This window comes from Paraburkholderia sp. BR10923 (assembly GCF_040948765.1).
Classification (GTDB): domain Bacteria; phylum Pseudomonadota; class Gammaproteobacteria; order Burkholderiales; family Burkholderiaceae; genus Paraburkholderia; species Paraburkholderia youngii.
This window is the reverse complement of sequence record NZ_JBFPKO010000005.1, coordinates 409,032-420,292: the sequence shown is the minus strand read 5'-3', so window position 1 is coordinate 420,292 and position 11,261 is coordinate 409,032. Positions and strand designations below refer to the sequence as shown.

Sequence of the window (11,261 nt, the reverse complement as noted above, 5' to 3'; positions counted from 1 at the left end):
TAGCGAGTCGGTCCCACCCCTTCCCATCCCGAACAGGACCGTGAAACGACTCCACGCCGATGATAGTGCGGATTGCCCGTGTGAAAGTAGGTAATCGTCAGGCTCCCCCAAAGCCAGAAACCCCACCCGCAGCGGTGGGGTTTTTGCGTTTACGCGGTCGATTCCGCGCGCTTCACTACTTTCCGATCCGCAGCACATCCGCGTAACCCGTCAGTTCCAGATAGGCCCGCCCTACATCGGCATTCTGTTGGCTCACTCGCACCGCGCCTTCCCAATACACTGCGCCGGTCGACTGTCGTGAATCGAGTTCCTGATCGTCCATCAGCGGATCGAGTTGCCATGTCAGAGTTCCGGCTCTAACCGTCATCGATACCGGGTACAAAGTATTTGTGTGCGGCGACCGCCACATGCGATGCGGCGTGAACGCAACTTCGCCGGGGCCGAAGTTCGTTACCTGCCCATCGGGTCTGCGAAGCGTCGCGTGGGCCCATGTTGCATGTCCATCGCGGCTACGGATCTTGAATATCATGAGCGCCGAGCCGTCCGTCAAATTGGCGCCGAGCCAATCCCATCCGACCGCATTGGCGTCGAGCAACGTGCTCGACCATTCGTGATCGAGCCATGCGGTACCCGTCACGGCAGCATTGCGCGTCGAGTCGTTTGCACCCGCGGCCGGGCGCACCACAGTGCCCGTCACGCGGAGTTGCGGTTCGCTGTAGTAATAGCTTGCCTGTTCGGGACGCGCTCCTTTGCGCGAGTAACCGCGCTCGCCCTGAATTAGCGGAGGCTGCGTTGGCGCGAGTTGGAGGTGTAGCGAGAATCCGCTTGCGTCGGCGATGACGTCGTAGTGACCGTCCGCGGCGCGAATCATTTTCCATGCGTCGAGTTTGACGTTGGTGTTGTCGGGCTTCGCGTAGGAAAGCCCGAGACCTTGCCGGGCGATGCGTTGATCGTGAACGAGATGGCCGATGGCCGGATCGCTCAGCGCAGCGTGCGCAATGATCAGTTGCGAGGGGGCGAAGGCGCTGGGGTCGGCGGCATCGTGACCAGTCGCCGAACGGAAGAACGTGATCTGGAATCCGAGCGGTTGGTGGTCGGGTGTCGTGAGCCAGCCCGTCGCGTACCACCATTCGGTGCGGAATTCCGGATGGGCACCGGTGTCCCGCGGAAACGAGATCAGATGTTCTGGCGTGACTATCGCGAAGGCGGCCGGCGTGGATGCAGAGGAGTCGCTGCTAGCGGCAAAAGAGGGCGACGCAGCGGCTATGCCAACGCAAAGTAGGCTCCGAAAAGTTCGATGAGGGTATGGGAGTGAAGATTTGCTGGGACTCCAAAGCAATCGCATCCCCCACGCACGCCGCACAACTCGCATCACCAGTCCTCCTTCACCGCGCGCACGGCATCCACCGACACCGCACCCCGTCCCGCTACCACCGCCGTCGTGCACGACAGCACTAGCATCACCAACGCGACCGTGCCCAGCACGAACCACGGCACATGCAGCGACATGCTCCAGTGAAACGACTGCGGATTGACGACGAACACGAGAATCAGGCTGATCGCGAAACCAAGCGCGAAACCCAGCGCAATGCCGGATGCGGTGAGCAGGCCGCCCTCCGATGCGAGGATCGCAAAAATCTGCGCGCGCGTCACGCCGACGTGGCGCAACATCCCGAACTCGCGGGCGCGCGCGAGCGTCTGCGCGGAAAACGTCGCGGCGACACCGAACAAGCCGATCACTATGGCCACCGCCTCGAGCAGATACGTGACCGCGAAACTTCGATCGAAGATGACCAGCGTGCGCGCACGGATCTCCCCCGGTTGCGACAAATCGAGCGAAGCGCCGAACGGCAACGCCTTCAAACTTGCGACGACGCGTTCGACACTCACGCCCGGCTCGACAGTCACCGCGACATCGGTTGCGGTGGAGTCGCCGGTGAGCCGCCGATAATCGCCAAGCCGTATCTGAATCGCGCCGCTCTGCCGCGCGTAGTCGCGCCAGACACCGGCGACGACGAACGTCTGGCCCTGCTCGCCGAGCGGCAACCGCACGCGTTGACCTGACTGATACCCATACAGGTCGACCATTGCTTCGGAAACCCAAATAGGCATGTCTCCGGTGCGAAGCGCGGACGGGGAGAGCACCGCGCCGGTCATCTGCAGGGTCGCACCCGGATCGGCCGCATCGATCTCGCGGGCGAGCAGCGCGACGTCCGGGCGGGCGGGATCGAGTGTCAGATGCGTGATGCGCGAAAACGCAGCATGGCGGATGCCGGGGACCGTCGCGATGCGCGTCTGTTGGTCGGGCCGCAAGCCGCCACTGTCACCGCTATTGCCGCCGGAGGTTAGGCGCACATAGAGATCCGCGGACAGCAGATGCGAGATCCAGTCGTCGACGGATACGCGGAAGCTGGCCACCATGATCGCCATCGCGACGATCAGCGCGAAGCTCGACAGCACGCCGCCCATCGCGATCGACGCCTGCCCCGGCGCATTCGCGAGACGCGCAATCGCGAGCGTAGTCGTCGCGCCCGCGCGGCGTCGCGCGCCGCGCACATGGCTCGCCGCACCAAAAATCAGCGCGGTCACGCGCGGCATCAGTGCGATGCCGCCGACGAGCAGCAACGCGACCGCCAGATAACCAGCAATCGGCGCATCGAACCACGGCGGCACGCGCGTCAGCGCGGCGGCCGCCAGCAAACAGCCGAACGCCGGCCACGGCGTCGCGAGCCGCGCCAGCGCGGTTTCCTCGGCGCCGGCCTTGAGTGCCGCGGCAGGCCGTGCGCGCGCCGCGTCGATGGCGGGCGCGACGCTGCCCAACACCGACACCGCGACCCCGAGCGCGAGAAACACCGCGCTCGCGAGCGGCTCGAAACCGACTCGCGGTTGCACACCCGGAAAATAGCCGCCGCCAAGATCGCTGCCGAAAAAGCGCAGCGCACCGCTTGCCATCGCGTAGCCGAGCGCAAGTCCAAACAACGAACCGAGTAGCCCGAGCAGCGCGCCTTCGAGCAGGATCTGCCGCAATAGCTGAGCTCGCGTGAGGCCGAGCACGCGTAGCATCGCGAACTGCGAGCGGCGTCGCACGACACCGAGCGCCTGCGTCGAAAACACGAGGAACGCGCCGGTGAACAGCGCGACCAGTGCGAGCACGTTCATGTTGATCCGATAAGCACGCGACAGGCGATCGGTACGGCTCTCAGTATCGCGCGTTTCGGCGACTACCCAGGCACTGCCGAGTCGCTGTTGCAGATCGCGTTTGAAGCGTTGCCGATCGACGCCGCGCTCGAGCTGCACGTCGACGCGCGACAGCTTGCCCACCTTGCCGAACCGCCATTGCGCGGCGGCGATGTCCATCACCGCGAGCCGTTGACCCGGCCGCGTGCGCATGAGCCCGCCCGCGACGCGCAACTGCAGATCCGAGGTGCCGACCCGCAGCGTCACGTCGTCGCCGGTCTTGACGTTCAGCCATTGCTGCGCGGCCGTCGACAGAAATATCGCATCGGAGGCGAGCGTGTCGAACGGGCGCTCAGGCGAGGGTACGCCGATCAGATCGGGCGTGATCCGGCTCGCCTTGAAGACGTCGATGCCGAGAACGGGCAGTGCACCGTTGCGGCCGGGCACCGCGACGTCGAGCGCGAGCACGGGACTCGCTAGCGCCACGCCCGGCTCGTTGGCCAGCTGCGGATAAAGGGACTCGTCGACGAAAGGCTGCGCGCCGCGCACTTGCAGGTCCGCTTCCCCGGACAGACTGCGCGCGGCCGCGGAGAATTCATTGAAGGCCGCGCTGTTGATCAGTTGCACCGCGTAGCCGAGCGCGACGCCGAGCGCGATCGTCGCGATTGCGACGAGTGCGCGTCCGCGATGGCTGCGCCATTCCGCGGCCAGTAGCCAGCCTGCGAGAACGCGATAGCCGGGCGCGCGCGGCAGTGGCTGAAGGTCAGCGGCCATCGTCGGTCGAGCGGGCCGCGGCGTGCGCGACGTTCGCGGCTTTATCGCGCGCGGCATGCAAGCCGCCGTCGCTCAGGATCAACACCCGGTCGGCCACGGCTGCCGCGGCTTCCGAATGCGTGACCATGATCGTCGCCGCGCCCGTCGCCTTGCTTTGCGCGCGGAACAGGCCGAGTACGTCGTGCGCCGTCGCGGGATCGAGGTTGCCGGTCGGTTCGTCGGCGAGAAGCAGCGTTGGACGATGCACGAGTGCGCGTGCAATGGCTACGCGCTGCAATTCGCCACCGGAGAGATCGCGCGGAAAGTCGTCGCCGCGTCCGCCGAGCCCGACCGCCGCGAGCATGTCGAGCGCGGCGGCCGTCGGCAGATCGTTGAGCAGCAGTGGCAGCGCGACGTTCTGCGCGAGCGTCAGATGCGGCAGCACATGAAACGCCTGGAATACGAAGCCGAGCTTCTGGCGGCGCAGACGCGTCGCGGCGTTATCGTCGAGTTGCTCGACCGGGCGTCCGTCGATCAGCACACTGCCGCTATCGGCGCGGTCGAGTCCGGCGATCAGGTTGAGCAACGTCGACTTGCCAACGCCCGAGTCGCCCATGATCGCGACGAACTCTCCCGCAGCGAGCGTGAAGTCGAGCTGCGCGAGCACGATGCGGCCGGTGCCGTACCGCTTGCTGAGGCCGCGGCATTCGAGTGCGGGTACGACGTCGTCGTCATGAAGCGCCATGCGAGGAGGTCCGGAAAAGGGGCCGGGCGAGGGGCGCCGGCCAGGCGAAATGAGTGTGCCTCGCCGCGCGGATTTCCGCAGCAGCTACCAGGCGAAACGCTGATTTTCGTAAGGTGATTGGAAGGTTGGCGCGCCTCGGTGGCGCAGTTTTAGCGCATCTTGATCCGAGGCGCTCGCCATCGTTGCCCCTTTTCGCCGGTCGATTCAGACCGCCCGGACAAAAAAATTTTTTGTCGTCGACAACGCAAATTCTTGTTCAGATGCGGGTCGTCGCCGCGGGCCGAAAAGCACCGTTCAGCACGATCCGTTCCAGCCGAACCGGCCCCACAAACAGGCGATGCCTAAAAGCGGCCAACCTCCCGGTAATTGCCAGCTTTTGCTGCCAAATTCTCAAGACCCTGCGGGGTCTTTGTAACAAAGTGAAAACGCACATTTTGATGCGTTTTGCAAGCGTCCAGGTCGCAACAATCTAATCTGAAGGGATTTATTGGCTGCTGCGATGCAAAATTATTCTTATCTTGGTAATCTCCCACCCTCGGTCGGTCGGCTGCGGGTAAACGTGTAGCGGGAAACCCCTCCACGCGTCAATTTCAGCGCACTCCAACTTACATTTCAATTTCAATGCCTGCTGTTTTGGCGGCATTGACGCAGCGTTTTGTACTTCAAGTTTTGACAGAGCACATGCCATTGCCTCTCCTAAGTCTTCTCATCTGGATCCCCATCGTCGCCGGCTTCGTGGTTCTGCGCGCCGGGTCCGACGCGGCGCGTAATCGCACGCGCTGGCTCGCGCTGATCGGCGCGGTGGCGGGTTTGTTGCCGGTGATTCCGGTCGTGGCGAATTTCCGCAACGACGTGACCTCGATGCAGTTCGTCGAGAACGTCCGCTGGTCGCCGACGTTCGATATCGCATGGCATGTGGGAATCGACGGGATTTCGCTGTGGCTCGTCGCGCTGACCGCGCTGACGACGATCATCATCGTGATCGCGTCGTGGGAGTCGATCACCCAGCGTACCGCGCAGTACTACGGCGCGTTCCTGATGCTGTCGGGTTTCATGCAGGGCGTGTTCACGTCGCTCGACGGCATGATGTTCTTCATTGCATTCGAGGCGACGCTGATCCCGCTGTATCTGCTGATCGGCACGTACGGTCACAAGAACCGCACGTATGCGGCGGTGAAGTTCTTCTTCGTGTCGTTACTCGGCTCGCTGATGATGCTGATGTCGCTGCTCTATCTGTATAGCCAGACGCACAGCTTCGACCTCGCCGTGTGGCGCGAGGCGCATCTCGACATGGTGCCGCAGGCGCTGATCTTCCTCGGCTTCCTCGCCGCGTTCGGCGTGAAGGTGCCGATGTGGCCGCTGCACACGTGGCTGCCCGACGTGCACCTCGACGGTCCCACCGGCGCCGCGGTGATGATCGGCATGCTGAAGATCGGCGGCTACGGTCTGCTGCGTTTCGCGCTGCCGATCGCGCCGCAAGCGAGCCACTTCTTTGCGCCGATGATGATCACGCTGTCGCTCGTCGCGGTGATCTATTCGAGCCTGCTCGCGCTCGTGCAAACCGACATGCGCCGCCTGCTCGCGTATTCGACGGTCGCGCATATGGGCCTCGTCACGCTCGGTCTGTTCGTCTTCAACCGCTTCGGCCAGGCCGGCGCAATCGTGCAGATGATCTCCTATGGCGTGGTGTCCGGCGCGATGCTGTTGTGCACCGGCATGCTGTACGACCGCACGAAAAGCGCATCGATCGCCGAATACGGTGGCGTCGCCAACACGATGCCGCGCTTTGCCGCTTTCGTGATGTTGTTCTCGATGGCCAACATCGGTCTGCCGGGCACGTCGGGTTTCGTCGGCGAATTCATGGTGCTGATGGGCGCGATCCGCTTCAACTTCTGGATCGGCGCGATCGCCGCGACCACGCTGATCCTGAGCGCGGCCTACACGCTGTGGATGTATAAGCGCGTGATCTTCGGCGCGATCGCCAATGCGCGCGTCGCGAATCTGAAGGACCTCGGCAAGCGCGAGTTCGCGCTGCTCGGTGCGTTGGCGCTGCTGGTGCTCGCGATCGGTCTCAATCCGAAGCCGTTTACCGATGCAATCGATCCGTCGGTCGGCACGCTGCTAGCGCAATCCGAACGCTCGGCGCTTCCTTCTGACAACGTGCCGGCCGAAGCTGGCGAGCATCTGCAGGCGGCGGCGCCCGGACCGGCACCCGTCGCCACGCACAATCCGGGTTAAAAGAACAGAGCGCAAGAACCGTTGTCGCATCCGCGCGTCAGGATGCGGCGACGCTTTTGCGCTTTTGCGCGTCGCTACGAATCCCTTTGTGAATGCATGCTCGACGAAGTACTGCGAAACCGCTGCGCGTCCGGCGGTTTTCCAGTGCTTATTTGAAGGGGATCTTGCGACGCGTCAACTTTTCGATGCTTCGTTTTTGAAGCGTCGCAAACGACGCTGGTGAATAGGGTGTGCGGGGAATGCGGCAACGTGTCGCACTGCGGCGCGATGCAATAGATCGTTGCAAATTCGAGTGTTTATTAGCATTCGATGCCCCCCTATTATGCGAGCGCTTATTACTGGAGAGCCGTCGAATGACGTTCGTTGAAGTCAAAAAAACGAGGCAGTGGATATGAAAGGACGGGCGCTGAGAAGGCCGGCAAGTTTCATTTCCGCCAGCCTCATGTTGCTGCTTTCGGGTTGCAGCAACCTCGATATTCTGAATCCGAAGGGGAGTGTGGGACTCGCGGAGCGTGATCTGATCGCGACTTCAGTGTGGGCCATGCTGATTGTCGTGGTGCCGGTCATTCTGATGACACTGTTTTTCGCGTGGCGTTATCGCGCGTCGAACAGAAACGCTGAATACAAACCGGGGTGGACGCATTCCACCGCGATCGAAGTCGTCGTCTGGACGATTCCGGCGCTGATCATTTTGTTCCTCGCCGTGTTGACGTGGAAGAGCACGCATGAGCTCGACCCGTATCGTCCGCTCGAGTCTGAGGTCAAGCCGATCAACGTCGAAGTCGTCGCGCTCGACTGGAAGTGGCTGTTCATCTATCCGGACCTCGGTATCGCATCGGTGAACCAGCTCGCGATCCCGGTCGGCACGCCGGTGAACTTCCGGATTACGTCGGACACGGTGATGAACTCATTCTTCATCCCGCAGTTGGGCGGCCAGATCTACGCGATGGCAGGCATGCAGACTCGCCTGCACCTGATCGCCGATCACACCGGCGACTACGCGGGCCTCGCGGCGAACTTCAGCGGCAAGGGCTTCTCGGACATGAAGTTCCGTACGCTCGCCTCGTCGCCTGAAGAATTCAACGCCTGGGTTGAGAAGGTGCGCGCTTCGTCGGACCGCCTCGACATGGACCGCTATCACGCGGTGTCGGAGCCGAGCGAAAAGGACCCTGTGCGGTACTTCTCGACCGTCGATCCAAAGCTCTTCAATAACATCATTGCCAAATACAACAACGGCAACGTCATCGACAACATGAAAGACGCCAACTGTGCGCCTAAGGGGTAACTCATGTTCGGAAAACTAACTCTCGATGCGATTCCGTATCACGAGCCCATCATCGTCACGGCGGGCGCCGGCATGGCCCTCGCCGCACTGGCGGTGCTCGGCGGAATCACGTATTTCGGCAAATGGCGCTATCTGTGGAGCGAATGGCTGACGTCCGTCGATCATAAGAAGATCGGTGTGATGTACATCGTCGTTGCGTTCATCATGCTGTTGCGCGGCTTTGCCGACGCAATCATGATGCGTATGCAACTGGCGCTGTCGTACCTGAGCCCAGGCTATCTGCCGCCGCATCACTACGACCAGATCTTCACCGCGCACGGCGTCATCATGATCTTCTTCATGGCGATGACGTTCATGATCGGTTTGATGAACATCATCGTGCCGCTGCAGATCGGCGCGCGCGACGTCGCTTTCCCGTTCATCAACTCGCTGAGCTTTTGGCTGACGGCAGTCAGCGCGATCCTGATCAACATTTCGCTGGTGGTTGGTGAATTCGCACAGACGGGCTGGCTCGCTTATCCGCCGTTGTCGGAATTGCAGTTCAGTCCAGGTGTCGGCGTCGATTACTACCTGTGGAGTCTGCAGATCTCCGGTGTCGGCACGTTGCTGACTGGTGTGAACTTCTTCGTGACGATCGTGAAGATGCGCGCTCCGGGCATGTCGTGGATGAAGATGCCGGTGTTCACGTGGACCTCGTTGTGCGCGAACGTGCTGATCATGGCGTCGTTCCCGATCCTGACCGTCACGCTCGCGCTGCTCGGTCTCGACCGTTACCTCGGCATGCACTTCTTCACGAACGAAGCCGGCGGTAACGCGATGCTGTACCTGAACCTGATCTGGGCCTGGGGTCACCCCGAGGTGTACATCCTGGTCCTGCCGGCGTTCGGTATTTTCTCGGAAGTCGTCGCGACCTTCGCGAAGAAGCCGCTGTTCGGCTACAAGACGATGGTCTGGGCGACCTGCGCGATCATGGTGCTGTCGTTTCTCGTGTGGCTGCATCACTTCTTCACGATGGGTTCGGGCGCGGACGTGAACGCGTTCTTCGGCATCGCGACGATGGTGATCTCGATTCCGACCGGCGTTAAGGTGTTCAACTGGCTGTTTACGATCTACAAGGGCCGTCTGCAATTCACGACGCCGGTCCTGTGGACGATCGGCTTCATCATCACGTTCACGATCGGCGGTATGACCGGCGTGATGTTGGCGATCCCGGGCGCGGACTTCATGCTGCACAACAGCCTGTTCCTGATCGCTCACTTCCACAACGTGATTATCGGTGGCGTGCTGTTCGGCTATCTGGCCGGCTTCAACTACTGGTTCCCGAAGGCGTTCGGCTTCAAGCTGAACGAGAAGCTCGGCAAGGCCGCGTTCTGGTTCTGGCAAATTGGTTTCTGGGTCGCATTCACGCCGCTGTATGTGCTCGGCTTCATGGGCGCGACTCGTCGTCTGAACCATTACGACAACCCGGACTGGCATCCGTGGATGATCATCGCCGCGTTCGGCGCGGTGCTGATCGCAATCGGTATCGCTTGCCAGCTGCTGCAACTGGTCGTCAGCATCCGCGATCGCAACAAGATGGAAAACCGCGACCTCACGGGCGATCCGTGGGACGGTCATACGCTGGAATGGGCGACGAGCTCGCCGCCGCCGGTTTATAACTTCGCTCACATCCCGGACGTCCGCTCGCTCGACGCGTTCAGCGAAATGAAGTCGCGCAAGGGCGGCGTCAAAGTGCCGGCGTATCGCGACATTCACATGCCGTCGAACACGTCCGCGGGTCTGCTGGTGGGGCTGTTCTCGCTGGTGCTCGGATTTGCAGCCGTGTGGCACATCTGGTGGCTTGCGATCGTTGGCCTGGTTGGCACGATCGTCACCGTGATCGTCTACAGCTTCATGGACAACGACGGCTATTACATTCCGGCCGACACTGTCGCGCTGATTGAAGAGAAACGCAACGGCGGTGCTGGCGCCGTGGCCGGTGTCGGCGCAAGCGTCGGCAAGCAGGTCGCGCTGGAGGTGGACTGATGTTACAGAAGACTATTGCGGTTGAGCCGCATCTCGCGCCGGACCACGTGCCGTCGCACTCGGTGTTCGGCTTTTGGGTGTACCTGATGACCGACTGCATCATCTTCGCGGCACTGTTCGCAGTGTTCGCGGTGATGAGCCAGGAGTTCGCGGGCGGTCCGAGCGGTAAGGAGCTGTTCGAGATCCCCGGCGTCGCGCTCGAAACGACGATGCTGCTGCTCTCGAGTATCACCTACGGCTTCGCGATGCTCGGCGCGCACAAGAACCGCAAGGGCGCGCTGCTCGGCTGGCTCGGCGTGACTTTCCTGCTGGGCTTCGCGTTCCTCGTGCTGGAAATGCGTGAGTTTTCGCACATGATCGCCGAAGGCGCAGGTCCGAGCCGTAGCGCGTTCCTGTCGTCGTTCTTCACCCTGGTCGGCACGCACGGTCTGCACGTGACGTTCGGCCTGATCTGGATGGTGGTGCTGGCGCTGCAGGTGATGCGTCATCGCGACCTGACCGAACGCGACATGATCCGTCTGACGTGCCTGAGCCTTTTCTGGCACTTCCTCGACGTCGTGTGGATCGGCGTTTTCACCTTTGTCTATCTTGCGAGCGTGATCTAAATGGACCATAGCCATAGCGCCCATGGCGCACACTCGGAAGGCGGTCACGGCAGCTTCGGCAGCTACATGACGGGCTTCGTGCTCTCCGTCATTCTGACCGTCGCGGCATTCGCGATCGTAATGACCGGTACGTTGACCGGCCATAGTGCGTTGTTCGCGATCGCGGGCCTCGCGCTTGTGCAGATCCTCGTGCATCTGGTGTTCTTCCTGCATATGAACACGTCGTCGTCGCAGCGCTGGAATGTGACGGCGTTTGTGTTCACCGTGCTGACCGCGGTTATCGTGGTGGGCGGCACGTTGTGGGTGATGCATAACGTCAGTATGAACATGATGTCGCGCTAAGCGGATAACGCTTTAGCGTTAGCATCGGTAAAAAAGCCCCGCAAGATTGAAATCTTGCGGGGCTTTTGCTTTGTCTGGATGGTTTGTTTGT

At 61.9% G+C, this 11,261-nt stretch carries 8 protein-coding genes and 1 rRNA gene; 6 read left to right on the top strand and 3 right to left on the bottom strand.

Annotation, left to right across the window (positions count from 1 at the left end; genetic code table 11):
* Positions 1-103 (top strand): 5S ribosomal RNA (rrf, locus tag AB3X94_RS12730); the annotation flags it as partial.
* A gap of 72 nt (positions 104-175) precedes the next feature.
* Here the strand turns inward: rrf and AB3X94_RS12725 are convergent.
* The 3 genes from AB3X94_RS12725 to AB3X94_RS12715 are packed head-to-tail and all read right to left on the bottom strand — an operon-like array spanning position 176 to position 4,675.
* Positions 176-1,372 carry a carotenoid 1,2-hydratase gene (locus AB3X94_RS12725; protein ID WP_176110367.1) on the bottom strand — a complete coding sequence of 399 codons (1,197 nt, stop codon included), beginning with the start codon at positions 1,370-1,372 and terminating at the stop codon, positions 176-178.
* The gene (locus tag AB3X94_RS12720) at positions 1,372-3,951 is read right to left on the bottom strand and encodes an FtsX-like permease family protein (protein WP_368611700.1); all 2,580 of its coding nucleotides are present in this window, start codon (positions 3,949-3,951) and stop codon (positions 1,372-1,374) included. The genes AB3X94_RS12725 and AB3X94_RS12720 overlap by 1 nt, the downstream gene beginning before the upstream one ends.
* On the bottom strand, positions 3,941-4,675 hold the full coding sequence (locus tag AB3X94_RS12715) for an ABC transporter ATP-binding protein (protein ID WP_368611699.1): 735 nt from the start codon (positions 4,673-4,675) through the stop codon (positions 3,941-3,943). The genes AB3X94_RS12720 and AB3X94_RS12715 overlap by 11 nt, the downstream gene beginning before the upstream one ends.
* Before the next feature lie 681 nt (positions 4,676-5,356).
* Between AB3X94_RS12715 and AB3X94_RS12710 the strand changes: the two genes are divergently transcribed.
* From AB3X94_RS12710 to cyoD, 5 genes are all read left to right on the top strand, one after another.
* Complete coding sequence (locus AB3X94_RS12710) at positions 5,357-6,913, top strand: NADH-quinone oxidoreductase subunit M (protein ID WP_368611698.1); 1,557 nt, start codon at positions 5,357-5,359, stop codon at positions 6,911-6,913.
* 391 nt (positions 6,914-7,304) lie between these two features.
* Entirely contained in the window at positions 7,305-8,198 is an 894-nt protein-coding gene (gene cyoA, locus AB3X94_RS12705) for a ubiquinol oxidase subunit II (protein ID WP_368611697.1), read from the top strand.
* A 3-nt stretch (positions 8,199-8,201) separates the two neighbouring features.
* Positions 8,202-10,223: a cytochrome o ubiquinol oxidase subunit I gene (cyoB, locus tag AB3X94_RS12700; protein WP_368611696.1), complete on the top strand. Its 2,022-nt coding sequence runs from the start codon at positions 8,202-8,204 to the stop codon at positions 10,221-10,223.
* Complete coding sequence (gene cyoC / locus AB3X94_RS12695; RefSeq protein ID WP_368611695.1) at positions 10,223-10,828, top strand: cytochrome o ubiquinol oxidase subunit III; 606 nt, start codon at positions 10,223-10,225, stop codon at positions 10,826-10,828. The genes cyoB and cyoC overlap by 1 nt, the downstream gene beginning before the upstream one ends.
* Positions 10,829-11,170: a cytochrome o ubiquinol oxidase subunit IV gene (cyoD, locus tag AB3X94_RS12690; protein ID WP_184228595.1), complete on the top strand. Its 342-nt coding sequence runs from the start codon at positions 10,829-10,831 to the stop codon at positions 11,168-11,170.
* Positions 11,171-11,261: the final 91 nt, after the last annotated feature.